27 protein-coding genes are annotated in these 25,349 nt (G+C 70.5%); 8 read left to right on the plus strand and 19 right to left on the minus strand.

Annotated features, from left to right (window positions below; all coding sequences use genetic code 11):
- Positions 1 to 77: 77 nt before the first annotated feature.
- Positions 78 to 1,343 carry a potassium channel family protein gene (locus HZF19_RS08955; RefSeq protein ID WP_208028425.1) on the plus strand — a complete coding sequence of 422 codons (1,266 nt, stop codon included), beginning with the start codon at positions 78 to 80 and terminating at the stop codon, positions 1,341 to 1,343.
- A gap of 23 nt (positions 1,344 to 1,366) precedes the next feature.
- Here the strand turns inward: HZF19_RS08955 and HZF19_RS08960 are convergent, their stop codons facing one another.
- Both HZF19_RS08960 and HZF19_RS08965 read right to left on the minus strand, forming a co-directional pair.
- Positions 1,367 to 2,371 carry an SPFH domain-containing protein gene (locus tag HZF19_RS08960; protein ID WP_208028505.1) on the minus strand — a complete coding sequence of 335 codons (1,005 nt, stop codon included), beginning with the start codon at positions 2,369 to 2,371 and terminating at the stop codon, positions 1,367 to 1,369.
- A gap of 10 nt (positions 2,372 to 2,381) precedes the next feature.
- Positions 2,382 to 2,828 (minus strand): NfeD family protein, encoded by a 447-nt coding sequence (locus tag HZF19_RS08965; protein WP_208028426.1) that lies wholly within the window; start codon positions 2,826 to 2,828, stop codon positions 2,382 to 2,384.
- A 103-nt stretch (positions 2,829 to 2,931) separates the two neighbouring features.
- Between HZF19_RS08965 and mca the strand changes: the two genes are divergently transcribed.
- The gene (gene mca, locus HZF19_RS08970) at positions 2,932 to 3,795 is read left to right on the plus strand and encodes a mycothiol conjugate amidase Mca (RefSeq protein ID WP_208028427.1); all 864 of its coding nucleotides are present in this window, start codon (positions 2,932 to 2,934) and stop codon (positions 3,793 to 3,795) included.
- Positions 3,796 to 3,804: 9 nt separating this feature from the next.
- Here the strand turns inward: mca and HZF19_RS08975 are convergent, their stop codons facing one another.
- The 3 genes from HZF19_RS08975 to HZF19_RS08985 are packed head-to-tail and all read right to left on the minus strand — an operon-like array spanning position 3,805 to position 6,004.
- Positions 3,805 to 4,203, minus strand: a complete 399-nt coding sequence (locus HZF19_RS08975) for a hypothetical protein (RefSeq protein WP_208028428.1) — start codon at positions 4,201 to 4,203, stop codon at positions 3,805 to 3,807.
- A 32-nt stretch (positions 4,204 to 4,235) separates the two neighbouring features.
- The gene (locus tag HZF19_RS08980; RefSeq protein ID WP_208028429.1) at positions 4,236 to 5,354 is read right to left on the minus strand and encodes a nitronate monooxygenase; all 1,119 of its coding nucleotides are present in this window, start codon (positions 5,352 to 5,354) and stop codon (positions 4,236 to 4,238) included.
- A gap of 29 nt (positions 5,355 to 5,383) precedes the next feature.
- Positions 5,384 to 6,004 (minus strand): TetR/AcrR family transcriptional regulator, encoded by a 621-nt coding sequence (locus HZF19_RS08985; protein WP_208028430.1) that lies wholly within the window; start codon positions 6,002 to 6,004, stop codon positions 5,384 to 5,386.
- An 80-nt stretch (positions 6,005 to 6,084) separates the two neighbouring features.
- Between HZF19_RS08985 and HZF19_RS08990 the strand changes: the two genes are divergently transcribed.
- Positions 6,085 to 6,924 (plus strand): GNAT family N-acetyltransferase, encoded by an 840-nt coding sequence (locus HZF19_RS08990; RefSeq protein WP_208028431.1) that lies wholly within the window; start codon positions 6,085 to 6,087, stop codon positions 6,922 to 6,924.
- A 34-nt stretch (positions 6,925 to 6,958) separates the two neighbouring features.
- Here the strand turns inward: HZF19_RS08990 and HZF19_RS08995 are convergent, their stop codons facing one another.
- The 5 genes from HZF19_RS08995 to HZF19_RS09015 all read right to left on the minus strand — a co-directional run bounded on the left by HZF19_RS08995 (position 6,959) and on the right by HZF19_RS09015 (position 11,461).
- Complete coding sequence (locus HZF19_RS08995) at positions 6,959 to 7,798, minus strand: polysaccharide deacetylase family protein (RefSeq protein WP_208028432.1); 840 nt, start codon at positions 7,796 to 7,798, stop codon at positions 6,959 to 6,961.
- A 19-nt stretch (positions 7,799 to 7,817) separates the two neighbouring features.
- Positions 7,818 to 8,396, minus strand: a complete 579-nt coding sequence (locus HZF19_RS09000) for a thermonuclease family protein (RefSeq protein ID WP_208028433.1) — start codon at positions 8,394 to 8,396, stop codon at positions 7,818 to 7,820.
- A 75-nt stretch (positions 8,397 to 8,471) separates the two neighbouring features.
- A complete protein-coding gene (locus tag HZF19_RS09005; protein WP_208028434.1) occupies positions 8,472 to 9,650 on the minus strand; it encodes a steroid 3-ketoacyl-CoA thiolase in 1,179 nt (392 codons plus the stop codon).
- A 55-nt stretch (positions 9,651 to 9,705) separates the two neighbouring features.
- Positions 9,706 to 9,915, minus strand: a complete 210-nt coding sequence (locus HZF19_RS09010; RefSeq protein ID WP_208028435.1) for a hypothetical protein — start codon at positions 9,913 to 9,915, stop codon at positions 9,706 to 9,708.
- A 151-nt stretch (positions 9,916 to 10,066) separates the two neighbouring features.
- Positions 10,067 to 11,461 (minus strand): amidase, encoded by a 1,395-nt coding sequence (locus HZF19_RS09015; protein WP_208028436.1) that lies wholly within the window; start codon positions 11,459 to 11,461, stop codon positions 10,067 to 10,069.
- A gap of 81 nt (positions 11,462 to 11,542) precedes the next feature.
- On the opposite strand from HZF19_RS09015, the gene HZF19_RS09020 reads away from it, so the two are divergent.
- Positions 11,543 to 12,319 carry an acyl-CoA thioesterase gene (locus tag HZF19_RS09020; protein WP_208028437.1) on the plus strand — a complete coding sequence of 259 codons (777 nt, stop codon included), beginning with the start codon at positions 11,543 to 11,545 and terminating at the stop codon, positions 12,317 to 12,319.
- A gap of 58 nt (positions 12,320 to 12,377) precedes the next feature.
- A complete protein-coding gene (locus HZF19_RS09025) occupies positions 12,378 to 13,355 on the plus strand; it encodes an LLM class F420-dependent oxidoreductase (protein ID WP_208028438.1) in 978 nt (325 codons plus the stop codon).
- A 57-nt stretch (positions 13,356 to 13,412) separates the two neighbouring features.
- On the opposite strand, the gene HZF19_RS09030 is transcribed toward HZF19_RS09025, so the two are convergent.
- Both HZF19_RS09030 and HZF19_RS09035 read right to left on the minus strand, forming a co-directional pair.
- On the minus strand, positions 13,413 to 14,048 hold the full coding sequence (locus HZF19_RS09030; protein ID WP_208028439.1) for a TetR/AcrR family transcriptional regulator: 636 nt from the start codon (positions 14,046 to 14,048) through the stop codon (positions 13,413 to 13,415).
- The gene (locus tag HZF19_RS09035) at positions 14,045 to 14,689 is read right to left on the minus strand and encodes a TetR/AcrR family transcriptional regulator (protein ID WP_208028440.1); all 645 of its coding nucleotides are present in this window, start codon (positions 14,687 to 14,689) and stop codon (positions 14,045 to 14,047) included. The genes HZF19_RS09030 and HZF19_RS09035 overlap by 4 nt, the downstream gene beginning before the upstream one ends.
- Positions 14,690 to 14,827: 138 nt before the next feature.
- Between HZF19_RS09035 and HZF19_RS09040 the strand changes: the two genes are divergently transcribed.
- Positions 14,828 to 15,088, plus strand: a complete 261-nt coding sequence (locus tag HZF19_RS09040) for a hypothetical protein (RefSeq protein WP_208028441.1) — start codon at positions 14,828 to 14,830, stop codon at positions 15,086 to 15,088.
- Positions 15,089 to 15,191: 103 nt separating this feature from the next.
- Here the strand turns inward: HZF19_RS09040 and HZF19_RS09045 are convergent, their stop codons facing one another.
- A complete protein-coding gene (locus HZF19_RS09045; RefSeq protein WP_208028442.1) occupies positions 15,192 to 16,193 on the minus strand; it encodes a DUF7064 domain-containing protein in 1,002 nt (333 codons plus the stop codon).
- Positions 16,194 to 16,261: 68 nt separating this feature from the next.
- On the opposite strand from HZF19_RS09045, the gene HZF19_RS09050 reads away from it, so the two are divergent.
- Entirely contained in the window at positions 16,262 to 19,054 is a 2,793-nt protein-coding gene (locus tag HZF19_RS09050; RefSeq protein WP_208028443.1) for a CocE/NonD family hydrolase, read from the plus strand.
- Here HZF19_RS09050 and HZF19_RS09055 read toward each other — a convergent pair.
- The 5 genes from HZF19_RS09055 to HZF19_RS09075 form a co-directional block, all read right to left on the minus strand.
- Entirely contained in the window at positions 18,999 to 19,724 is a 726-nt protein-coding gene (locus HZF19_RS09055; protein ID WP_208028444.1) for a mismatch-specific DNA-glycosylase, read from the minus strand. The genes HZF19_RS09050 and HZF19_RS09055 overlap by 56 nt on opposite strands.
- Positions 19,721 to 20,035, minus strand: coding sequence for a hypothetical protein (locus HZF19_RS09060; protein ID WP_208028445.1), 315 nt, complete (start codon positions 20,033 to 20,035; stop codon positions 19,721 to 19,723). Before HZF19_RS09060 ends, HZF19_RS09055 begins: the two co-directional genes overlap by 4 nt.
- Positions 20,032 to 20,805, minus strand: a complete 774-nt coding sequence (locus HZF19_RS09065) for an SDR family oxidoreductase (RefSeq protein ID WP_208028446.1) — start codon at positions 20,803 to 20,805, stop codon at positions 20,032 to 20,034. The genes HZF19_RS09060 and HZF19_RS09065 overlap by 4 nt, the downstream gene beginning before the upstream one ends.
- A gap of 18 nt (positions 20,806 to 20,823) precedes the next feature.
- Positions 20,824 to 21,837, minus strand: coding sequence for an LLM class F420-dependent oxidoreductase (locus tag HZF19_RS09070; RefSeq protein ID WP_208028447.1), 1,014 nt, complete (start codon positions 21,835 to 21,837; stop codon positions 20,824 to 20,826).
- A 91-nt stretch (positions 21,838 to 21,928) separates the two neighbouring features.
- Positions 21,929 to 23,392, minus strand: coding sequence for a serine/threonine-protein kinase (locus HZF19_RS09075; protein ID WP_307781183.1), 1,464 nt, complete (start codon positions 23,390 to 23,392; stop codon positions 21,929 to 21,931).
- A 104-nt stretch (positions 23,393 to 23,496) separates the two neighbouring features.
- Between HZF19_RS09075 and HZF19_RS09080 the strand changes: the two genes are divergently transcribed.
- Positions 23,497 to 23,874 (plus strand): hypothetical protein, encoded by a 378-nt coding sequence (locus tag HZF19_RS09080; protein WP_208028449.1) that lies wholly within the window; start codon positions 23,497 to 23,499, stop codon positions 23,872 to 23,874.
- A 15-nt stretch (positions 23,875 to 23,889) separates the two neighbouring features.
- Here the strand turns inward: HZF19_RS09080 and HZF19_RS09085 are convergent, their stop codons facing one another.
- Positions 23,890 to 25,335 (minus strand): wax ester/triacylglycerol synthase domain-containing protein, encoded by a 1,446-nt coding sequence (locus HZF19_RS09085; protein WP_208028450.1) that lies wholly within the window; start codon positions 25,333 to 25,335, stop codon positions 23,890 to 23,892.
- Positions 25,336 to 25,349 lie beyond the last annotated feature (14 nt).

The raw sequence follows: 25,349 nt of genomic DNA on the forward strand, positions 1-25,349 counted from the left end.
GGCTACGCGGCCGGTCGGGGCCGACGGGGACCCGTGCCCTATGCTGGGCTTTTGAGGGCCTCGGGCCCGCTGCTCGGATGGACGAACGACCTCGCAACTTGCGCACGATGCTCTCGGAGGCGAAGGACACCTCCGAGCTGATGGTCGACTTGGCGTACGCCGCGCTCTACTTCGGGGATCCTGACATGGCCGAGGAGGTCCAGGAGCTGGAACAGCAGATGAGCGCGCTGGTCCACGACATGCGGGAGGTGGCGATCCTCGCGGCTCGCAACCCTCGCGAGGCTGAGGCGATGGCGTCGGTGCTCCAGGTCATCTCGGCGATCGAGCGCATCGCCGGCGATGCGGTCGACATCGCGCGCATCGTGACCCACCGGCTGGGTATCCCGCGCGAGCTGGTCGCCGACTTGTCCTCCGCGGCCGAGGTGTCGCATCGGGTGCTGGTGCGGGAGGGCTCCCACATGGCCCACCGTCCGCTGAGTGCACTGGAGTTGCCGGTCGCCACGGGCATGCGGGTGATGGCCATCCGCCGAGGTCGGGACTGGGTCACCGACGTCGAGGGCGACGAGGTGCTGCTACCGGGCGACGTGCTGTTCCTCGAGGGGCCTCCGGCGGGGATCATCCGGGTTCGAGAGCTGGCGAACGCGCCGTTCTGGGAGCCACCCACGCCACCCGAGGACGGCAGCCTCTCGGATCTCGATCGAGCGGTCGACGTGCTGGTGGAGATGAAGAACGTGTCCGAGGTGGCAGTGGGCCTGGCGTACTCGGCCATCGTCTTCCGTGACCAGGGTCTGGCCGCGGAGGTGCGTCATCTCGAGACTCGCCTCGACGAGATGAAGGACCGCTTGGAGGTGTGGGTCCTGCGCGCGGGGGCCGAGGCGATCGACCCATCTCCGCTTCGTGGGCTGTTGCATCTCTCGCAGGCGGCGGAGGACATGGGCGACGCGGCCCAGCAGATGGTGTGGATCATCGAGCAGGGTGAGGCGGTGCACCCGATCCTGAACCTGGCGCTCGGCGAAGCCGATGAAGTGGTGGTGCGCATGCCGGTCGCCGAGTGGTCGACCGCGGCCGGTTCCACGCTGTCGGAGTTGCAGCTCAACACCGATCCGGGGTTCCACGTGCTCGCCGTGCGGCGCGGCGGGCGCTACTTCTATCGGCCGCGCGGCAGCGTACGGCTCCAGGCCGATGACGAGCTGATCGCGTCCGGACCCGATGAGGGCCGGGAGATCCTGGCTCAGCTCTTGGGCTGGGACCTCCTCGCCCGCGACGATGACACCGGCGAGTTCGACCTTGCACCGCTGCGGGAGAAGGTGCCCGTTCGTACCTGGGATCCGAACCAGCTCTGAGCAGGCGGGTGCGCGCCTGCCGCTCAGGTGGCCGGTGGTGACGGAGGGGCAGGAACTGGCTCGTTCTGGCCCGGGCTGCTCCCGGCGTGGCCGTCGAACAGCTCGCCGATCGACGCGATCGAGCCCGCGATGCCCGACAGTTCCGCGGGCAGGATGATCTTCGTCGCTCGACCGTCGGCGACCCGCTCCAACGACTGCAGGTAGCGGATCGCGATGAGGTCTGGGGTGGGATCGCCGTCGTGGATTGCGGCGTATACGGACCGGATCGCAGCTGCCTCGCCGTCGGCGACCACCTGCTGGCGGTACTGTTCCGCGTCGGCGACGGCGCGGATGGCCTGTGCCTGGCCTTCGGCCTCGAGGATCTGGCTTTGCTTGACGCCCTCCGCGGTGAGGATCGCGGCCTGCTTCTCGCCTTCGGCTCGGGCGATGGCCGCCGCACGGGCACCGTCGGCTTCCGTGACCACGGCGCGGCGGGTGCGCTCGGCCTTCATCTGCTCGTGCATGGCGCCCATCACGTCGGGCGGTGGGTCGATGCGTTGGATCTCGACCCGTACCACGCGCACGCCCCACTTGTCGGTGGCGTCATCGAGGATCTGGCGCAGCTCGGCATTGATCTTCTCCCGTGAGGTGAGCGCCTGGTCGAGGTCCATGTCACCGATGAGGTTGCGCAGGTTGGTCTGCGCCAACTTCGTCACGGCGAGGATGAAGTTGGCCACGTTGTAGACCAGCCGGGTCGGATCGGTGGGCTCGTAGTACACGACGGCGTCGACCGACACCACGACGTTGTCCTTGGTGATGACCTCTTGCGGTGGGACGTCGACGACCTGCTCCCGCATGTCGACGAGCTGCAGCTTCTGGACGATTGGGTAGATGATCCGCAGGCCCGGGTCGACGGTCTCCTTGTACTTGCCGAGCTGCTCGACGAGACCTCGCTGGTAGGGGCGGACCACGCGCACACCAGCGGCCACGTAGAAGAAGAAGAAGACGACGAAGATGGCGACGACGCCTGCGATGACGGTGGTCACGATTGCTCCTGTCTCAACTCGAGGGTTCGACTCGCGCGCGAGTCCCTCGCACGTCGCGCACGGTGACCGTGCTGCCGGCGGGGATGGGGTGGCCGTCGATGCTTTCGGCCCGCCACTGCTCCGCCCCGACCCGGATCATGCCGAAGTCGCCCGGCGGGATCTCTTCCAGCACCACCCCCTGCATCCCCACCAGACGCTTCGCGCCGACGCCCTGCGCGGGAGGGATCGACCGGTCGAGGCGGTGGGCGAGCGGGCGCAGGGCGGCGAAGACCGCGACCGACACGAGTGCGAAGGTGAGGAACTGCCAGGCCACCCCGACACCAAGGAACGCCAGCACGGCGGCCGCGACCGCGCCGATGGAGAAGGGGACGAGGAAGAAGCCCGTCGTGGCCATCTCGCCCAGCCCGGCAACGACCGCGAGGACCAGCCAGATCCACCGCCAGACATCAGGATCGTCCATGGCAACCTTTCGGAGATCCGGTCGTGCGCATCGCGCCCGGTGTGGATCAGGGTACCGACCGTCGCCGGTCGGCACCGGGGAATTCCTCGCTAGCGTTGATTTCGTGAGCGATCAGGCCGCGCCGCTGTGCTTGCTGACGGTCCACGCGCACCCCGACGACGAAGCCTCGAAAGGCGCCTCGACCGTTGCTCGCTACAAGGCGCAAGGGGTGCGCACCGTGCTCGTCACCTGTACCGGGGGTGAGGAGGGCGAGATCCTCAACCCGGCTATGGACACTCCGGAGGTCCGCCAGCATCTGGCCCAGGTCCGTCGCGACGAGCTCGATCTGGCGTCGAAGATCATCGGCTACGACGCGGTGGTGCTGCTCGGCTACCGGGACTCGGGCATGCCGGGCTCGGAGGCGAACACCCGCCCAGAGGCGTTCGCCAACGCGGACCTCGACGAGGCGGTCGGGCGACTGGTGGAGGTGATCCGCCGCGAGCAGCCGCAGGTCATCATCACGTACGCGGATGACCAACAGGGCTACCCCCATCCGGATCACCTGATGGTGCACGAGATCTCGGTGCCGGCGTTCGAGCGGGCTGGTGACCCCCGCTGGCGTCCCGAGCTGGGCCCTGCGTGGCAGCCGTTGAAGCTCTACTACACCGTATGGTCGCGGCAGCGGATCATGGCCACCCACGAGAAGATGATCGAGCTGGGGCTGGAGTCACCGTTCGACGAGAAGTGGTTCGAGCGGCCTTCCCACGACGAGCGCATCACCACCAGGGTGCCGATCGGCGAGTGGTTCGACGTGCGGTTGGAAGCGTTGCTCGCGCACGCGACCCAGGTCGACCCGAAGTCGCCGTTCTGGTTCGGGTTGCCCCGTGAGGTGGCCCGGACGGTGCACCCCTACGACGACTACATCTTGGCCCGCAGCCTGGTCGACTCACCGCTGCCGGAGTCCGATCTGTTCGCCGGCGTTCGTTGACGCTGGTACTCACCCGGCACGTCCGGGTCGAGGCACCACGTCGAGCACCAGCGTGACCTCGGGATCGAGGGCGTCTCGTACCTCGAGGGTGGTGGGCTCGTCACCGAGGACCACGGTGGTCGTCTCGCCTGGGCGCATGATGCCGGTGTCGAACGCCTCACCGGCTTGCAGCCGTCGTTCCCCCGGCCCGTCGTTGCGGACCTCGATCACGCTGCCCGCCGGGACCTGGCAAGGCGTGCCAAGGGCATGCATGACGCAGCCGAGACCGTCGGGGCTGGCGGTCACGATGGCGACCGGTGTGAAGTCGACGGTCGGCAGGGTCGGCTCGTGTGGCGTGCCGCCGCGGCAGGCCAGAGCTGGCAGCGACAGCACTAGGAGGAGGGTCCGCGCGGCGCGGGCACAACGCACCGTCCGAAGTCTAGGAGTACGGCGCGCGCAGCTCAGGCGTTCGCCATGAGGTTGGTCAGCCGCTCGCTCGCCTCGATGCACTCCTCGACGAGCTCGAAGATGACGTCCTTGACCTTCCGAGGCTTGTTCATGCGTCCCACGATCTGGCCCACGGGGTTGAACCCGACGGCCTGAGCCTTGTCGGCGTACCGGTGGTGGCGAGCCACGGCGTCACCGGTGACCATGAACTGCAGTGGCATCCCGAGCGGATCGGGGGTGTCTTCGCGCTCCCATGCCTCGGTCCAGTCGTTGCGCAGCATCCGGCACGGCTTGCCGGTGAAGGACCGGGAGCGGACGGTGTCCTTGCTCGTGGCGTCGAAGTAGGCTTGCATCTGCGCGGGGGGCACGTCGGCTTCCTCCACCGTGAGCCACAGAGAACCGGTCCACACCCCTTGGGCCCCCATGGCCAGTGCGGCGGCCATCTGCCGGCCAGTTCCGATGCCCCCCGCAGCGAGCACGGGGGTGGGGCTGACCGCGTCGATGACCTCGGGCCACAGCACCATCGAACCGATCTCGCCGGTGTGACCACCGCCTTCGGTGCCCTGCGCGATCACGATGTCGACGCCGGCCGCTTGGTGTCGTGAGGCCTGCGCGGCAGATCCGCAGAGGGCGGCGACGAGTCGGCCGTGATCGTGGATCTCCTTGATGACCTCCGGTGGGGGAGTACCCAGGGCGTTGGCGATCAGGCGCACTCTCTCGTGCTGCATGGCCACCTCGATGAGGGGTGTAGCGGTGGCGAGCGTCCAGCCGAGGAGGCTCGGGGGCTCGACGTCGTCGGGAAGCTCCGGCACCCCGTGATCGGCGAGCAGCTTGGCGGCGAACTGGCGGTGCTCCTCGGGGATCATCGCCTCGAGGTCTTGCTGGAGCTTCTCCGCGTCCATCTCGCCCATGCCCTCGTACTTGCCGGGGATGACCACGTCGACGCCGTAGGGCTTGTCGGTGTGTTCGTCGATCCATTGCAGCTCGACTTCGAGCTGCTCCGCGGTGAAGCCGACCGCGCCGAGCACGCCGAGGCCCCCGGCGTTGCTCACGGCGGCGACCACGTCGCGGCAGTGGGTGAAGGCGAAGATCGGGAACTCGATGTCGAAGCGGTCGCAGAGCTCGGTGCGCATGATGGCTCCTCGGGTTGGTGGGTGATCGTTCAGCTGGTGGGGGATCGAGAGGGTTCGGGGGCCAGGGCGAAGAGGAGGCGCAGGCCTGTGACGGCGAGATCGTCGGGAACGGCGGCGGGGTCCACCCGGCGCTGCATGTCGAGGCCGAAGAGCAGAGCCAGCACGAGCACCGCGAGATCGTCGCCCGGGATCGGGAGCGGGCGATCGCTGTCGTCGGCCCAGCCTTGCCAGGATGCGCCCATAAGGTCGCGGGCGTGGGCGAAGCGGTTGGCGAGCAGCTCCCGGCTTTCGGGATGTCGGGCCGCGTGCAGCCAGAGCTCGTGTTCGAGCAGCATCCAGTGATCGTCTCCGGCATCCGCGTGCTCGGCGAAGGTGCGCCAGAGGGCCCGGAGACGGGCGTCGGTGTCGGCGGCGCCAGCGAGCGCCCCTTTGGTGTCGCGGCCCACCTCACGCGAGGTCTCGTCGAGGAGGGCGAGGAGGAGGCCCGCCTTGCCGCCGAAATGGGCATAGATCGCTCCCGTGGTCCGATCGGCGGCCTCGGCGACGGCCTCGAGGGAGACGGCGTGGACGCCCTTGGCGGCGAACAGTTCGGCGGCCGCGTCGAGGAGTCGGCGCCTGGTCTCGGCCTTCCGTTCCCCCTGCGTCGCCATATATCCAATATCCTATATAAATACGAATCACTATGTAAAGGGTGTCGGGGCGGCGCATCGGGGCGTCGTAACGTCACGTCGTGGAACGCTGGGGGCCCGAGCGGCTCGATGAGTTGGCCCGCCTGGTGGACCGTGCCTTGCCTCAGGAACGGCTCACCGCGGATGAGCTCCTGGCCTCGAGCTGGGATGATCCGGGCATCGTGCTCGGCACGCCTTCCGGCGACGGGGCCGTCTCGGCTGTGGTGCGCTCGTTCGGTGAGCTGCGCATCGGCTGGGTGAAGCTGATCGTGGTCGCTCCGGAACGCCAGCGGGAGGGCGTCGGGAAGGCACTGCTCCACACCGCTGAGACCTGGGCCTTCGACCAAGGCGCCAGCGAGGTGCAGCTCGGTGGCGCGGCGCCGTTCTACCTGTGGCCCGGCGTGGACGTGGAGATGCTCGGCATGCTCTGCCTGGCCGAGTCGAGCGGGTACGAGTCGGTGGGTTCGGAGATCAACATGGCGCTGCCGACCGAGTTCCGTGCTGAGCCGCCGGCGGGGGTGGCTCTGCGCCGGGTGCTCGATGACCGCGACATCGAGGCCGTGCAGACGTTCGTGTCCGCGCACTGGCCGTGGTGGCGCCCCGAGCTCGATCGGGGCGTCGAGCAGGGCGGCTGCCATGCCGCGTTCACGGTCAGCGCGCACGATGTCGTTGGCTTCGCCTGCCACTCGGTGAACCGAAGCGGCTGGATCGGCCCGATGGGCACCGACCCACAGCGGCGCCATGCGGGGGTGGGCCACGCCCTGCTCGGCGCACTGTGCGCCGACCTGATGGTCGCCCACATCACCCGAGCCGAGATCTCCTGGGTGGGGCCGGTGCGCTTCTACGCCAAGGCCGGGGCTCGCGTCTCCCGATCGTTCCGGTCGTACCGGAAGCGTCGTTGAGCATGTGCCGTGGCGGTTGTTGCCTCCGGGCCGCTCAGCTTCCGTTGCGCTGCAGCTCGCGCAGCTCGCGGTAGCCGATCAGCTTCACGCCGGAGCGTTCCACCATGGCCCGTAGCGCGGTGTCGTGGGTGATGAGGTGATGGTCGTCGACCCGGTTCGCCCAATCGGGGGCGAGGGCCCGCAGCTCGGGGGTGTCGGTGGCCGGGTGGACGTACATCTCGGTGACCCCGGGTCGCAGATCGAAGAGGGACTTCTCGATCACCCGTCGACTGCCCACCCCGTTGGGTACCAGGATGAAGTGGTCGGGGAAGACGACGCCTTCCTCGGCCGCCAGGCGGCGGAACGGGAACCCCACCAACGGTTCCGTGGAGGCTCCGGAGAGTCGGAGCGGGAGTCCGAACTCGACGGCCAACTCAAGGTAGATGTCGAAGAACTCGGGCTTGAGCTGCAGGGTGCCCATGTGGGAGTCGAGGTGGCTCACGTCGAAGCCCCACAGGATCGCCCGCTCGATCTGAGCCCGGCACTCCCGACGGACCTCGTCGAGATCCGCGTGGTCCCAGACATCCTGGACCGTGCGGGGGAACCCACCGTCGCCGTCGAGCAGCGAGGGGGCCTGCGTGATCGGGCCCCAGCGGTACAGGTCGTACTCGGCGTTCAGGGTCAGGTGCACCCCGACGTCCTCGCCGAGGTACTGCGCCGCTGCCTCGCGCGCCCAGGGGCAGGGCACCATCAGCGAGGCGCTAGTGGCCAGGCCCTGACGCAGCGCCTCGTACACGCCGGTGTTGGCCGCGTGGCAGGCGCCGAGATCATCGCAGTTGATGATCAGCAGCCGGTCGTCGGGGGAGTAGCCGAGGCGTTCGGCGAGCGTGGTCACGTTCGGAACGCTAGCGCCGTCATCGCGCTGGTACGCCCGGGCCGCCGCAGGCCCCCCACAGCCCGGCGCCCCGCTCGCGGGCGCGCCTGGCCGCTGCCACCAACTCGTCGGCGTGAGCGACGTTCGGGGGGATGGTGAGCGTTGCGGCATACCCCTGCTCGGCCAGCTCGCGGTTGACGAAGGCCCCGTCGGACTGCCGCCACACGTAGGCGAGGAGCCGGCCATAGGGGTCCCGCTCCTCGACGTCGCGCTCGAGCCGGACCACCGTGCCCGGCGGCAGTACCGCACGGGTGAACGCGCTGGCCTCCCGGCCGAAGCACTCCACCGGCTTGGAGGGATGCTTCGTCTCCGGTGTGTCGACACCGATAAGCCGAACGTGCTCGTCGACCCGCCCCACCCGCACGACGACCGTGTCGCCGTCGACCACCTCGACGACCGTGGGCTCCCGGGCCTCGGACGGCACCGCGTGAGGCCCGGACGGCGGCGAGCAGCCGACCACCGGGACAGCCAGCACCACGGCGGTGGAGACCGCCGCGACGGCGGGCCGTGGAAGCCGGCGACGAGCAGGTGTGTGGTGGCGAGCTCGGGGTGCGGACACGTAGACCTCCGACGGGACCAGGGGTGACGGACGGCTCCCGCCGTCGAGGCCGGTCGCGCCCGAGGCGCCCGATGATCAGATGCGCTCGATGATGGTGCCGGTGCCCAGCCCCCCGCCGCAGCACATGGTCACCAAAGCGGTGGTCTTGTCGGCCCGATGCAGCTCATGGACTGCCTTGGTGATCAGGATGGCCCCCGAACCGCCGAGCGGGTGGCCGAGGGCGATGGCACCCCCGTTGGGGTTGACCGTGTCCATGTCGGGGTGCAGTTCCCGCTCCCAGGACAGCACGACCGAGGCGAAGGCCTCGTTGATCTCGACAAGGTCGATGTCGGACATCTGCATGCCGTTGCGCTGCAGCAGGTGGTGGGTGGCGTCGATCGGGCCGGTCAGCATGAGCACCGGGTCGACCCCCACCAGACAGGTGTCCACGACCCGTCCCATCGGCTCGAGCCTCAGGGCGCTGGCCTTCTCACGGGTCATGAGCAGCACCGCTGCCGCCCCGTCGGAGATCTGCGAGGAGCTGGCGGCGGTGTGCACGCCGTTCTCCCGTGCCACCGGCTTGAGCCCGGCGATCCCTTCGAGGGTGGTCTCGCGCAGGCCTTCGTCGCGCTCGACCCGGTGGGTGGTGCCGGTCGGCTTGCCCTCTTCGTCGAGGTCGGGGGCGTCGATGGGCACGATCTGGGTGGCGAACCGGTCTTCGTCCCAGGCTTGGGCCGCGAGCTGCTGCGAGCGGACGCCCAGCTCGTCGCAGTCCTGGCGGGTGATACCCCACTTCTCCGCGATCCGCTCCGCCCCCTCGAACTGGGAAGTGAACTCGTAGCGGTCGAAGTAGCTCTTGGGGATGGCCTTGCCGAGATCGAGTCCCCGGGCCAGGCTCGCCCCCATCGGGACCCGGCTCATGATCTCCACGCCGCAGGCCACCGCCACGTCGACCACGCCCGAGCCCACCAGGCTGGTGGCCAGGTTGGTGGCCTGCTGCGAGGAGCCGCACTGGCTGTCGACCGTCGTGGCCGGCGCTCTGATGGGCAGCCCCGCGGTGAGCCATGCGGTGCGGGCGATGTTGAACGCCTGCATCCCCACCTGGCTGACGCAGCCCCCCACCACCTGCCCGACCTCTGCCGGGTCGACACCCGAGCGGTCGATCAGCTCCGCGAGCACGGTGGCCAGCAGATCGGCCGAGTGCATGGTGGACAGGCCTCCACCACGGCGACCGATGGGGGAGCGGACGGCTTCGACGATCACGACTTCGCTCATGGCTGCAGCCTACTGACGTGCCCGTCACCGGGGCCAACGATCCCTGACACGGCTGTCAGGCAGCTTTGCGGTCGCCACTCGGCGGCGGCTCACCCTCGACCGCCCTGCGGCGGGCGGCCTCCAGTGCCTGCCGTGCCTGAGTGATGCCGCGCCGGCCGATCTCGCGGGTGGTGGGGCTGAGCCGCCACGGATGTGCCCCTCCACGGGGGAACGGTGTGCCGTCCCTGGCGCTCGCCGTGGCCAGCAGTCGCAGCTGTGCATCCATGAGTCCATGATGCCGGGAAGGTGTGACAAGAAGGCCGGGCCGAAAGCCCTGAGCCCAGTGGATCTCCGAACGGCCCATCCTCCGTGGCGGGGGCACACGGCTCGATGGAAGTTCGGTGAGGGGCGGGATCCGGAGCCCTGCAGCACGCCGCTCACACCGGGGCGTCCGGAGCCACCAGTGGCCAGGGGCGCTCCCGCTCCACGACATGGGCGAGGTCGAGGACGAGGGCGTCCTCGTGGTGGCGGCCCATGATCTGCATCCCCACGGGGAGCCCGTCGACCTGCCCGATCGGCACGGACACGCTGGGGTTCCCGTAGATGTTGGCCGGGATGGTCAGCGCGCCGTTGTTCTCCGGCCCGACCTGCACGTCGCCCACCCGGGTGTTCAGGGTCACGTGAGCCGGGTAGGCGACGTCGGGGTTGGTGGCGCAGATCACGAAGTCGACCTGCTCGAAGACCCGGGCCATCGACTCGAAGGCCCTCATCCGGTTCTCCTCGCAGCGGGCGGCCATCTTCAGGTCGAAGTGCTCGGTCGCCATCTGCAGGCCGAACGACATCTCCATGGTCAGCTCGTCCTTGCACTCGGGCCAGCGGTCGCCGAGATCGGCGAGCAAGGTCGCGAGGTTGGCCATGGCCCACTCGAAGCCCAGCTCGGGCACCTCGACGTGCACGTCGTCGACGATCGTCAGGCCCGCGTCGGCCGCCAGTTGCTCGCCGGCTCGGCGGACCAGCTCCGCGACCTCCGGCCGCACCACCGCCTTGCCGAGGTCGGGTGCGATGGCGACTCGCCTGCCCGCCAGGTCGTAGCGGCCGAGGTTCGCTTCCCACCCGTCGACCCGGGGGAGGCTGTAGGGGTCCCGGGGGTCGTGGCCGTTGGTGACGTCGTACCAGCGGCACACGTCACGCACCGAGCGGGCCAGGCAACCGAGCAGCACGGTCATCGGGCCGGCCATCATCATCGGCCCCCTGGGGATGCGCCCCACGGTGCCCTTCATCCCCACCAGGCCGTTGAACCCGGCGGGGATGCGGATGGATCCGCCGCCGTCGCCCCCGGTGGCCAGGGTGACCAGGCCGCCGGCGACCGCGGACGCGCTGCCACCGGACGAGCCGCCCGCGGTGCGGGTCGGGTCCCAGCCGTTGCCGGTGACGCCGTTGAGCTTGGTGACGCTGACGTTGAGCCCACCGAACTCGCTCGCGGTGGTCTGGCCGACGGGCACGCAGCCGCCGAGCTCGAGTGCCCGGCGGATCATGGTCCCGGTCCAGGTGGCCTTCCGGTCGCGGAACACGAGCGACGCCTCGGTGTTCGGCCAGCCCTCCACCTGGTCCAGTTCCTTGATGCCGATGGGCACCCCGCCGAACGGCAGCGACACGTCTGCCGATTTGGCGGCCTCGAGCGCGCGTTCGGGGTCGAGGAACGAGAAGGCGTTGAGCTCGCTGCCGTCGATCGCAGCCAACGTCGCTTCGAGCTCCTCGACGGGGGAGCGCTCGCCTCGGCGGAACGCGTCGATGAGCGAGCAGGTGTCTCCGAGCCAGGGGGTGTCAGCCATGAGCCGAGTGTGCCACGAAAACGAGCAGCGCTCACTTTCTGTGTCCGCCGTCATGCCGGGGCTCTCCTAGCATCGCCGGCCATGGACGCCCGTGAGTGGCTCGGCCTGAAGCCCACCCACAACCCCATGCGCTGGTACCTACCGGTCGTGCCCGGCATCTCCGCTGGTGGAGCGTTCCTCTTCGGTGGGTGCGGGCTCGGCGCGGCGATCGAGGCCATGGAGGGCAGCACCGGCCGACCGGTCATCTGGGCCACCGCCCAGTACCTGTCCTTCGCTCGTCCGCCCGACGTCATGGACATCGACGTCACCATCGCCTCCCACGGCCGCTACACCACTCAGGCCCGGGCGGTCGGCCACGTCGGCGACACCGAGATCCTTACGGTGAACGCGGCGCTCGGATCACGCCCCTTCCCCGAGCGGGGCCAGTGGGTCGCTCGCCCCGAGGTGCCGACGCCCGGTGAGTGCGAGCGTCGGGAGCCCCGCCGGGTGGTCGCGGAGTCGATCATGATGCGCCTCGACCAGCGCTGGGCCCTCCGGGACGGTCGCAACGGCCGCACCGCGGTGTGGACTCGCATGCCCGATCTGCTGGGTGTGTCCGCCTCGTCGCTCGCGGTGCTCGGTGACTACGTGCCGCTCGGTCTCGGGGAGCTGGTCGAAGCCGAGATCACCAGCAACAGCCTCGACAACACCCTGCGGGTGGCGAACGTGGTCGACACCGAGTGGGTGCTCGTCGACATCCGCATCGATCTCATCAACCACGGCTTCGGCCACGGGACCGTGTACCTGTGGGCCGAGGACGGCACGCTCATGGCCACCGCCAGCCAGTCGGCGATCATCCGGCTCTGGAAGGGTGACTGACCGTGGCCGGGTAGGTTTCGGGTTGCTGTTGCGCCAGGTTCGGCGGAGGGGGGCTGTGATGAGTCGGTACGGCATGACCATCCCGTTCAACGGAGTCCCGCTGCACCAGCAGCGGGACTGGGTCGTGGAGCTCGCAGACCTGGGATACACCGACGTGTGGTCGGCCGAGGCCGATGGCGCCGACGCGTTCACACCGCTGGCGCTCGCGTCGGTGTGGGCGCCGTCATTGCGGCTCGGTACCGCCATCGTCCCCGCGTTCACTCGGGGGCCCGCCTGTCTGGCCCAATCCGTCGGCTCGCTGGCCCAAGCCGCGCCCGGCCGGTTCGCCTTCGGCATCGGCACCTCGTCGGACGTGATCGTGCAGCGCTGGAACGGCCTCCCCTTCGAGGCGCCCTACCAGCGGGTGCGCGACATGGTGCACTTCCTGCGGGCCGCGATGGCGGGCGAGAAGGTCACCCACGACTACGAGACCTTCTCGGTCAAGGGCTTCCGGCTCGGTGTGGTGCCCGAGGAGCCGGTGCCGATCCTTATCGCGGCGCTGCGGGAAGGGATGCTGCGCCTCGCCGGCCGTGAGGGAGACGGCGCGATCATCAACTGGCTGTCGGCCGACGACGTGGCCAGGGTGGCCCCCGTCGTGCGCCAGTTCGGACCCAACGCCGACGGCACCGACAAGGAGATCGTGGCCCGGATCTTCGTGGCCCCGGGAGTCGACGCCGACACCGCCCGTGGGTTCGGGAGGTTCGCCATCGCCGCGTACCTGAACGTGCCGGTGTACGCGAAGTTCCACGAGTGGCTGGGCCGGGGCGATCAGCTCGCGGGCATGTGGGCCAGATGGCGCGAGGGTGATCGCAAGGCGGCACTGGAGGAGATCCCCGACTCGCTGGTCGACGAGCTGATCGTCCACGGGCCCCCTGAGGCGTGCCGGGAACACGTGCAGCGCTATGTGGCCAACGGGGTGACCACCCCCGTGCTGGCCATCCTCCCCTTCCCCGGGGTGGACCAGCGGCAGGCGATGCGCGACGTCGCCCCTCGCTGAGATCGAGCCGGCGGTCGAGCCGATCGCGACTCGCCACCACGTGGTCGGCAAGATCCTTCAGGCCGGCGGGCGCAGCATGGCATCGAACGCTTCGACCACTCCTGCCTGGTGGCGGGTGGTGGCGAGCCCACCCACGTGAACCATGGAGAACAACAGCGACACGATCAGCGCTTCGGCGCCGGCGGCGATCCGGCGGGTGTCCAGATCTGCTCGCACCTCGCCCCGAGCCTGCGCATCGCGCACCTCTGCCTCGAACTGGCCGGTCGCGACCGCGAGGGCGGGCAGCTCGATGAGCCGTGGCACGACCTCTGGTTCCTCCCCGGCGAGCACACGGCGGGCGAGCGGATGCCGGTCGAGGCGGGAGAACAGCTCCACGATCCACGCCGGGATGAACTGGCGGATCGGCGTGCCGGCGACCGCGGCTCGTGACTCGGCGATGAGGGCGCTGGCATCGGCGTCGACCGCAGCCACGAACAGGGCTTCCTTGTTGGCGAAGTAGGCGTAGACCGCAGCTTGGGTGACGCCCGCGGCTCGGGCGATCTCGGAGACGGAGGTGGCCCGGAAGCCACCGGAGCCGAAGTGCTCGATGGCCAGCTCCAGCAACCGGCGCCGGGTCCGCTCGCCCTTGGTCTCGCCCTTGGTCCGTCCCTCGTCGTCGTTCGGAGGGTCCGCGACGAGCTCGGAGAGGCTCATTCCGGTGGCCTCAGCACCGCGTCGAAGATCGTCAGCACCCCGAGCTGCCGGCGGGCCTCGGTGGAGGACCCCACCTGGCTCACGCTCATCAGCAGGCTGAGCACGATGGTCTCCGCCCCGCTGGCGAACAGGTCGGCGTCGAGGTCGGTGCGCACCTCGCCTCGGCCCTGCCCGGTCCGGACGGCGTCCGCGATGTCGCCGGTGAGCCGACCCAGGACTGGCAGATCGACCAGGCGGGCGAGCGCTTCAGGCTCCTGACCGCTCAGCACCCGTCGCACCAGCGGGTGCCGGTCGAGCCCGCCGAGGAACAGCACGAGGAGCATGGGCACGAGCTGGCGGACCGGGGTCCCGGCCAGCCTGGACTCGGCCTCGCCGACCAGCGCCGACGCATCGGCGTCGACCGCGGCGTCGAAGAGGGCTTCCTTGCTCGGGAAGTACGCGTACGCCGCGGCCTGGGTGAGACCGGCGGCCCGGGCGATCTCGGACACCGAGGTGGCCCGGTACCCCCGTTCCCCGAAGCGCTCGATGGCGATCTCGAGCAGCCGTCGCCGGGTGCGCTCGCCCTTGGTCTCGGGGGCGCGCTCGGAGGTCGCCGCCGGCCCTGCGCCAGCGGTCCCGTCCTCGCTCACCACGCTCGCCATGCTCGCCATGCTCGCCAACGGCGACACACCTCCACGCATCGATCCTAAGGAATGAATCGATGAGAGCGGTCGATTCCTTGAATCAATAGAGTTATAAGACCTATTGTCCTAGGGATTTCGGCGGGTGACACTCGTCGCATGGCCCTCACGGAAGCGTTCTCCACTGGCTTCGGGACCTCGGATCCCCTGGATCGTGAGGTCGCCGAGATGCAGTGGAGGATCGATCGGGCTCGCCGGAACCCGTGGCTGGGTGGGGATGTGCTGGCCCCCGAGTTCCGCTCTGCGCTGGCCGCCTTCATGGCGCCCCGCGCCGAGCGTCTCGGCGCTCGTCTCGAGCCCGGCCCGGTCTGGCAGGGCCACCGCAATCGGTGGCGGGAGGTGGTGCGCCCCGTCCGGTGATCTCCGGGGCTGCACAGGTGTTCAGGTGTCGGGCGCTCGTTGAGGGGCGAACGCCCGGCACCCGAACGTTCGAGCAGGTGACGGCGGCGCCCGGGCCGGTGTGCTACTCCTCGAGACCGACGGGCGCGCCGTCCACGATCTGGTCGAGGTACTCGGACCAGCCGTAGCCCACTCGCCCGTCCCCGAGCGTCCATTCCGTGAGGCCCTCGGAGATCCGGGTCACGAGCCCATCTCGACGGTTCCGCAGGGGGATCAGGTTCAGCACCCGGCCGGTGACGGTCCATTCGAGCGGTTCGCCGCCGGGGCCCGCAGCCCGCAGGACCGCTTCGATGCTGCGGTGGTAGCGCTCCTGGCCTTCCCAGCCGGTGCTGATCCGGAGGTCGTGCACCGGGATCATCCGCGCACCGACCCACACGAAGCCTCCGCGGGTCCCCTCGCCGTCGCGCCGAGCGATGCGAGACCCCATGAAGCCGAACTCGGCCCCGAAGTTGGCGGTCAGCCAGCGGTAGTACCACGGCGCCTGCCAGGTGCGCGGACCCCACGAGTGGTCCCGCAGCCCGAACCCGGCGAGCTGCCACTGCTGCTCGCCCACCCGGCAGGTCCCCACGGCCGACACGAGTTGCTCGTAGTGGCCCCGGGCGAACTCCTCCCCCGGGCGCTCGTGGGCCTCCTCGGGCTCACCGCCGAACATGTCGCTCACCCGCCGGTAGACGAGTGCCACCTCGCAGTCGGCGTGCGGGTTCTCGGTGAAGGCTCGCCGGGGATTGGCCATCGCCAGCGGATCCTCGAGCAGCACCACCCCCCCGGAGTAGGACACCGTCAGCTGCTCGAACGGCTCGACGACCTCGAAACGCATGCCTGCGGCGTCGAACGCGTCGTTCGTGTGGACCTCCGGGCGCTGGAACATGAACGCCACCCGGCCGTCAGGGAGGTAGAGGCACACGGTCATCTCACCTCGACCCTCGTTGGCTCGGTTGCCCAGGCGGAAGAACCCACCCAGCTGCGCTCCCGGGTCGTAGACGTTGAAGTACATGCTCTCGTTGAACGTCGGCTCCGGGCCGAGCTCGTGCAGGTACTCGTCCTGGGGATCGAGGCGCACTCGCATACAGCCACCCTATTGCTACGTTGAGTGCCTTGCCGGGCCGGACGGTGCCCGGGAGGAAGGGGGATCCGGTGTCACCACGAACGGTCGGGGCTCGTCGCGGGCTCGTGCTCCTCGTGACGCTCGCGATGGCCGCGGGACTCGCCGGCCTGGCGCCTGCCGGCCAGGTGGAGGCGGCACCCCCGCCGTTCGCCGCCCACGGCAGCGTGAACCAGGTCTGGGTCGTGGACCTCACCCCCGGTGTCCCCGTCGAGCTGCTCGATGCCGGCGACGCGGTGGTGGGCAGCGGGATCGCGGACAGCCAGGGTGCGTACCTGTTCCGCCAGGTCCCTTCCGGTGGCGGCTACCGGGTTCGTCAGAGCGGCCAGCTGTCAGCCCCGCTCACGGTGACGGAGCCGACCGAGCACCCCGATGACGCGTTCTACGACGCCATCACCATCCCCATCGGCTACGGCTACCTGCCCACCCGCGACGGCACGACCTTGAGTGTGAACGTGAGCCCACCGCTCAACTACGAGCCCGGCAAGCGCTACCCGGTGCTGGTGAACTACTCCGGCTACGACCCGAGCGCGCCCGGCCAGGCCTCGCCGGAGACCCTGGTGTTCACGGTCCACGACTACTTCGTGGTCGGGGTGAACATGCGTGGAACCGGCTGCTCGGGAGGGGCGTTCGACTACTTCGAGACCCTCCAGTCGCTCGATGGGTACGACGTGATCGAGGCCCTCGCCCGCCAGAGCTGGTCCAACGGCGACGTCGGGATGGTGGGGATCTCCTACCCGGGGATCAGCCAGCTCTTCGTGGCCGCGACCCAGCCCCCGCACCTGCGGGCGATCACCCCGTTGTCGGTCATCGCGGACACGGTCCGCTCCACCCTTTACCCCGGCGGGATCCTCAACAGCGGGTTCGCGCTCGGCTGGGCGACCGACCGGGTCAACGCTGCCAAACCGGCGGCGGCCGGGTGGGCGAAGGCCAGGATCAACAACGGGGACACGACGTGCGCCGCCAACCAGAAGCTGCGCCTGCAGTCGGCGGATCTGCTGAGCCAGATCCAGCCCGAGCGCTACTACGAGCCCCGCTTCGACGCCCTGGCGCCTCGGACCTTCGTCAACCGCATCCAGGTGCCCGTGTACCTGTCGGGCTCGTTCCAGGACGAGCAGACCGGTGGTCACTTCTCGACCATGGTCGACGACTTCGATCCGTCGATCCCACTGAAGGTGACGCTCACCAACGGCACCCATGTCGAGCCGCTGGGCCCGGAGCAGCTCACCAGGGTGCTTGAGTTCGTCGACTTCTACGTCGGGCGGCGCATCCCGATGGTCAATCCCCTGGTGCGCTTCGCCGTCGGGGATGTCTACACCACGCTGTTCGGCGCACCGGCGGCGCTCCCGCCGGATCGTTTCATCGGATACCCGGACTACGGGTCGGCACTGGCGGCGTACGAGGCCGAACCCACGGTCCGGGTGTTGTGGGAGAACGGCGGCACCGCTGACGCGCCAGGGATGCCGCTGTCCACCGCGGAGACCACCTATGCCGACTGGCCTGTTCCCGGAGCGGTCACCACCAGCTGGTACCTCGACGCCGACGGTCGCCTCTCGAGCGCGCCGCCCACCATTCCCGACGGGGAGCCCCGGGGCGTCTCGTCCTACACCTACTCGCCCTCGGCGAAGCCGGCGCGCACGTTCTTCGGATCCACCGAGGCGATCTGGCAGCGTGACGCGGTCCTCGATTGGGAGCCGTTGGCCGAGGGCACGGCGCGCAGCTTCGTGACCGATCCGTTCAGCGTCGAGACGGCGATCGCCGGCATGGGCAGCGTCGACCTCTGGCTGCGCTCGGGCGCGCCGGACACCGATCTCGAGGTGACCATCACCGAGGTCCGTCCGGACGGGGAGGAGCGCTACGTGCAGAGCGGGTGGCTGCGTGCCCGGGGGCGTGCCCTCGACGAGGCGCGCTCCACCGAGCTCGAGCCCTTCCACACGTTCCTGGAGGCCGACGCCGCCCCGATGCCCGCGGGGCAGTTCGTACCGGTGCGCATCGCGTTGTTCCCGTTCGCCCACGTGTTCCGCGAAGGCTCGCGCCTGCGGCTCAGCATCGAAGCGCCCGGAGGCAACCAACCGTTCTGGGAGTTCACCACCGGTGGGGTCGACGGTTCCCGCAACGACATCGCCCACAGCATCGGTCGGCCCTCCCGGCTGGTCCTGCCGGTGCTGCCCGCCTCGCTGGCACCGAGCGTCCCCACCGAGTACCCGGCGTGCCCGTCGGTGCGTAACCAGCCCTGCCGCGAGTACCGGCCCGACCGGATCCCGACCGGGGTGACGATCACCGCGGACGGATCCGGTGCCTTGGTGGTCACATGGAGTCCGCCGCCATCGGGTGGGGAGCCGACGGCGTACCAGGTGGAGATCGAGCCCGAGGGAGCTGGCGGGGGCGTGCTGGCCGTCGGATCCGAGCCCCGCGGCACGGCGGCGCTGGAGCCGCTCTCGGTCGAGGTCGGCGGCGACGTGACCAGCTACCGGCTGACGGACCCGGTGAAGGGGGTGCGGTATCGAGCGACGGTGCAGGCCCGCTACGACGATATCGAGGCACCGGTGTCGAACGCCTCGCTGCCGGCGGCGGTCGAGGATCCGGCGGCGACCACCACCACGACCTCCGCTCCGGGCCAGCAGGTGACGGGAGGTCAGCCGCCCGCCGAGACCGAGCAGGCGGCGGAGCACCGGTCGTCGGTCGCCACCGGCGTCCTGCCGGTGACCGGTGTGGCGGCGGCGCTGCTGGCAGGGGTCGCCCTCGCGCTGGTGTTCGCGGGTGTGGCTCTCAACCGCAGCGAGCGAGCGCGCTCGCCGCTCGGAGGTGCTCGACGAGCTCGCTGAGGGACGCGTGGGCGTTCACGCCGCTGGTGTTGGGCATGACGTAGAGGGGTGAGCCCGAGAGTCCGCCCGCCTGCACACCCACGACGGCCTGCCGGCCGGCGGCCGCCCGCCAGCCGGTGATCCCCACCAGGCACACCGCGCCCGGTCGCAACCACTCGACCAGGCGGCTGACCCGCTCCAGCCCGGCACGCAGCTCGACCGTGGACAGCGCGTGGGCCCGCGCGGTGGCTCGCTTCACCAGATCGGTCATGCCGACCCGGTGGTGGTGCAGGGCGTGGAGCGGATCGCGGTCGACCGTGACCAGGCCCGCGGCCAGAGCTGCAGGCCAGAACCGGTTGCCTGGACGAGCGAAGCCCACGCCGGCATCGGCCGCGAAGAGGCTGGGATTCAGGCCCACCACGAGCAGGTGCATGTCGGGCGCCACGGTGTCGGCGAGGGTGCGGGACCGGCGGGCGGTGATCACCAGCCCATCCGCCTTGCGTCCGGGCCGCTGGATGGACTCCACCTCGAAGCCCGCCCCGGTGACCACGTCGCGGAGGCGTGCCCGGGGCCATCCCGGATCGACGGAGACCTCGAACCGCTCGCCGACCACCATGGCCCGGTGCTGTTCGGCCAGCGCGAGCGGCACGTCTCGCGGTGAGAGGTGGGCCAGGCGGAGCAGGCCGGTCACAGGAGCTCGAGCTGCTCGGTGCGGGCGGCCCGCTCGGCCAGGCTCTCCCAGACGGTCCCTCCCCGCGGCCCGGTGGTGCGCACCTGGAGGTGCTCGATGGTGATCGCCCGGGCGGCGCCCTTGGCGTCGCGCAACCCGACGCTCCCGTCACGCTCACGCCTCACCACGACGGCTTCCTTCCATCGCTCGTCGGCCCGGCGGCGGAACCGGACGTGATCACCCGGACGGAGCCCCAGGGCCGCGAGGCCCGGCTCCGGGAAGGGGTCCGGGGTCCGGCGCGGACCGCGACCGGGGTCGCGCCGCTGGCTCACGGCTCACCGAGGAAGCGGGCTTGCAGGCGGCGCATGCCCGCCAGCCAGCGCTCGGGGTCGTCGGCCTTGCGGCGCAGGTACTCGGCGACTTCGGGGTGGGGCAGGATCAGGAATCGCTCCGCGGCCAAGCCGTCCAGGGCCGCCTCGGCCACCGCCTCGGGGGACAGCACGCCGTCGACTCCTGCCACGCCACCGCTGGCGGTGCCCCCGATCATGGGGGTGTCGACGGCTTGGGGACAGAGCACGGAGACCTTCAGACCCCGATCCCCGTGGGTGATGGCCAGCCACTCCGCGAAGGCCACCGCCGCGTGCTTGGTGACCGTGTAGGGGGCGGAGCCGATCTGGCTGAGCAACCCTGCGGCCGACGCGGTGTTCAGCAGGTACCCGCCGCCTCGCTCGAGCATCCGGGGGACGAGGTGCCTGGCGGCCCACACGTGGGCCATCACGTTCACGTCGATGATCCGCCGCCAGGCGTCGTCGGGCACCTCGGGACCGCCGACGGCGAGGATCCCGGCGTTCGAGCAGAACAGGTCGATCGGGCCGTGCTCCGCTTCGGTGCGCTCGATCAGTGCCACGATCTCGGGCTCGCGGGTGACGTCGGTGGGCGCCGCCGCCCCGCCGATCTCCGCCGCCACCCGCTCGGCGCCGCTGGCATCGCGATCCGCCACCACGACAGCAGCGGCTCCTGCTTCGGCGAAGCGGCGGGCGAGCGCTCGCCCGATGCCGGATGCCGCTCCGGTCACCACCACCACCCGGTCACGCACCTCCATGGCGGACCTCCCGCGTCGCTACCGCCCTGCCGAGGCGGCGGCCTCGAGGGTGCGGCGGATGACGGTCATGCGGTCGGGGCCCCAGGGCAGTGGCATCACGATCGGTACCTCGACACCGGCGTCGAGGTAGGCCCGCACGGTCGCGGCCACGTGGTCGGCGTCGCCCATGACGTCGATGGCGTCGATCATGCGGTCGGACACCGCGGCAAGCGCGCCTTCCCGGTCCCTGGCCCCGTGGCGGGCCCGGATCTCGGACACCTCCTCACCGAAGCCCGCCCGTTCGAAGTTGCGGGCATACGAGTCGACCACGGCGTAGGAGAACAGGTCCCGCCGCGCGTGGTCGATGCCGTCCGGTCGCTCGCAGACCCCGACGTGCACGTAGGCGTAGATGGTGGCGTCACCGCCGGCACGGACCTGCTCGACCGACCAGGGGACGTGTGAAGCCGGCAGGTAGTTGAGCAGCACGCCGTCGGCCAGCTCACCCGCCAGCCGCAGCATCCCCGGGTTCAGCGCCCCGATCACGATCTTCGGCCGCCGCTCGCCGAGGCGCACCCCGAGACGGAATCGGTGCACCTCGTAGAACTCACCCGAGAACGACACCGACTCCCCCGACAGGCACTCGCGCAGCAAGGTGACGTACTCCCGCACCTGGGCTAGGGGTCGATCACCGAAGGGCGCGCCGTGCCACTGGCGAGTGACCACCGGGGAGCTGATACCTACCCCGAGCAGGATGTCGTTGTCGGGGTGCAGGGCCTGGAGCGTGGACGCGGCCATGGCGGCCAGCGGTGGGGTGCGCAGCTGGAGTGCGATCACCCCGGTGCCCAGATCCAGCGACGGCGCCACCTGGCCGACCGCGGCCAGGGTGGCGAACGCCTCGGGCCCGACGGTCTCGGCCGTCCAGAACGAGCGGTACCCGATCTCCTCGGCCCAACGGGCCGCGGTGATGGCGGCATCCAGGCCGAGGTTCATGAACCCGGCGAAGGTCACCCCCAGCGGTGCTCCGGCCGGGGCGTCGGCGGTCGGGGGGGTCATGGGCTGCGACCCTATCCCGCGCCGGCCCTCGCCTCGATTCGGTGCCGCCCTCCGTCGCCTGGGGCGCCGGATCCCCGGGTGGGATCGGCGGTCAGAACGATCCGGTGCGGGTGAGCCGGTAAGGGGCCGCCGAGCGGGCGTCGCCGTCCCAGCTCACCTGCGCGGTGAGCTCGGTGGAGTCATCCGTGAGGCAGTTCGGCTCCGGCACCGACACCGTCACCGGTGATCCGTCCCGGCTCACCTTCCCGCCCAGCAACTCCGATCCGTCGTAGAGCTCGAGCCGGGCCGCCGCGCCGGCCGGGCCGGCGAGCGTGACCTGGAAGGTGCCGTCGCAGAAGAGCTGGAACCGGTCCTGGACCGGGACGGGGTAGCGGTCGACATCGGCGCCCGGCACCAGGTTGGCTGACAGCGAGCTGGTCAGGGGCTGCCCGTCGACCGTGTCGGGGCCGGCCTCGCAGCCGTTGGTGGCGTCCGCGTCGTAGTCGGCGTGCTCACCGAGGCATCGGCTGCCGTCGGTGTTCGGCGCGGCCGGGGCACCGCACGGCTGGTACGGCTTGGGGGTGCAGGGCGACGAGGGGATGCTCGCCGCAGGCGATGCGGTGGCATCGGGACCGGCGAAGGCCACCCGGTGGCTGCGCAGGTACCACACGCCGGCGGCGATGGCACCGAGGCACGCGACGGCAGCCAGGGTGCCGGCGCCGATCGCCGGCAGGAGCGCCGCCGAGCGCCGGCTCGGTCCCCGGGCGGCGACGATGGTGCCGGCGGGGCCGCCGGCCGCTGCGGCGGCCGAGGGTCGGCGACGAGGGTTGCGGTGCAGCATGGGTGCTAGCCGCCGGCGCAGGGAGCCGTTGAGTTCGCGGGGCAGTGGCGCCAGCCGGCCCTGCGCGGCTCGTTGGAGCGCGACGCGGGGGTCGCAGCGACCGTACGGTGGCTGGCCGGTGGCGGCGTACAGCAGGGTGGCACCGAGGGAGAAGACGTCGCTCGCCGGGGTGGCGGGCTCGCCCCGGGCCTGTTCGGGAGCCATGAACTCGGGGGTGCCGATCGGGCTGCCGGTGGCGGTCAGCCCCGAGGTGGCGTCACGGATGCTCGCCACCCCGAAGTCGGCGAGGTGCGCTCGGCCCTCACGGTCGAACAGCACGTTGGCAGGCTTGATGTCCCGGTGGACGATGCCTTCCCGGTGCGCAGCCGCCAGCCCCGCCAGCAGGGTGTCGGCCAGGTGCTCGACCTGGCCCGGTGAGAGCGGGCCCCGCGTCCGCACGTGGTCGGCGAGGCCGCCACCGGCGAGGTACGGCATGACCAGCACGATCTCGTCACCGTCGTCGATCACGTCGAGGAGTGGCACGACGGCGGGGTGGTCCAACCGGGCCAGGGCCTCGGCTTCCCGGTGCACGCGCTGGCGGGCCTGTGCCAGGCCGAACGCGCTGCCGTGCAGCACCACTCGCTTCAGGGCGACGGGCCTGCCGGCCGGATCTCGGGCCAGGTCGACCACGCTCATGCCGCCACGTCCCAGGCGCTGTCGCAGTTCGTATCCGACGACTCGGGAGGAATGGCCCACGCCTCCGCGAGCGTAGAGGGTCGGCGCGGCTGCTCTCGCGCGCCCTCCTGGTGGCGGGCGCGAGCGCGCAGGGTGATGCTCGTGGGGGCTTCGATGTCGGTAAGGTGGCGGGCAGTGGTGCAAGCGACCCTTGTCACAGCGGAATCGGGCTCGAAGTCGGCGAACATGCGCATTCGGCGCCGGGCCGCACCGGTCGCGCTGGAACAGTTCGGGCGTCGACCGGTGTTGAGTACGTCGGACACACGACGACAGGAGACGACATGACCGAGACCGAGGTCGACACCATGCAGCAGATCGAGGTCGCCGATGTCGAGGCGCACGGCGTCGATGGCGCGATCAGCGAGGCCCTCGCGCTGATCGACCGTGGTCTGGGCCACATGATGCATCGCGAGCTGGTGTCCACCGACGAGGTGGCCGACCTGCTGCTCGATGTTCGCCTCCTGCTGACCGCGGATCTGGGCGAGGCGCCTTCGGCGAACTGACGGTTCGACGCCGTCTCAGACGATGTCCGCCGCGGCGGCCGGACGGGTGGCGGCGATCAACTCGGCGTAAGCCTCGACCAGGCAGTCCCGGAGCAGCTCCGGCTGGGTGACCGCGCCCGTGTCGATGTGCACTCCCATGTTGAGGGTGCCCCGGTAGCTCATCATCGTGAGGTTGAACGCGGTGTTGCTCACCGGTCCCAGGGGGTAGGTGGCCTCGATCAGCGCGCCGCCGATGAACAGGTCGAACGCTGCCGCCCGGAGGTTGGACGTGGTGAAGTCGATGGTGCGCGCTTGATCCAGGGTGAAGCGGGCCAGGACCGAGGTCGGCAACAGGTTCGCGAGCCCGGCGACCTGGTCGATGACCCCGATCACCCGCTCCCGTTTGGTGCGGTCGAGGAGCTGGTGGATGGCGGCGAACCGCTCGATCGGGTCCTCTATGTCGACCGGGATCACCACCCGGGTGGGCACGAAGGCGTTTCCCCCGGCGCTCCCGTCGATCCGGGTGCTGACCGGCATGGCCATCCGCAGCGAGGCGACGGGCGAGCCGAGCCTCCGGTGGTACGCCCCGGCCGCCCCCGCGGCCCCGGACACGAAGAAGTCGTTGAGGCTGCCGCCCAGGGCCTTGGCGGTCCGGTGAGCGTCGTCGAAGGGCACGTCGAGCACTTCCAGGCGCCGCCGGAGGGAGCGCTCGGTCCACAGCGGGGAGTGCGCTCGATCCGCCACGGCCACCTGGCGCAGCATCGACGCCGCCGTCTCGCCGATCTCCGCGCTGGCCGTGCGCCACCGGGTGGGATGGGAGATCATGTCTGCCGCGCCCGTGACGCCTCGCAGCGCGACACCGAGGGTGCGCCGCCAGGTGTGCCCGAGGGTGTCGGCGGCGGCGGCGAGCAGCGTCGGCCGGCTTGGGGAGGGGTCGGAGTCGAGGGTGACCTCTTCGATGTCCGGTGCGTCACGGGTGAGGTCGATGAACTGCTCCGACATGCGGATTCCGCCCTCGCCGTCGGTGATCGTGTGGTGCATCTTCTGCAGGAGTGCGGCGCGGCCGCCTTCGAGCCCCTCCACGACGACGAATGCCCACAGCGGGCGCGTGCGGTCGAGAGGGTCCTGCAGGAAGCGGGTGGCGAGGTCGAACAGCTGTCGCCGTGTGCCCGGGGTCGGCAACGCCAGATGGCGGAGGTGGTAGTCGATGTCGAAGTCGGGGTCGTCCTGCCACTCCGGGGGTGCCAGGCGCCCGAGCATGGGAACCACCCGCTGGCGGAGACGGGGGATGCGTTGCACCATGCGCAGCAGCCGGCGGCGGAGGCGCTCGAGGTCTGGGGCCCGGTCCAGCAGGGTGACGCTGGCGAAGCTCGGGTCGAGGTGCGGGTCCTTCTCGACGTTCCACATCAACGCCTCGAGGTCGGTCATGCGGCGGTCGGAACGGACCTCACGGGTGCGGCTCCCCGGAGCCTGCGGTGCCATCGGCCACAGCGTAG

It is taken from the genome of Rhabdothermincola sediminis (assembly GCF_014805525.1).
GTDB lineage: Bacteria > Actinomycetota > Acidimicrobiia > Acidimicrobiales > Acidimicrobilacustridaceae > Rhabdothermincola > Rhabdothermincola sediminis.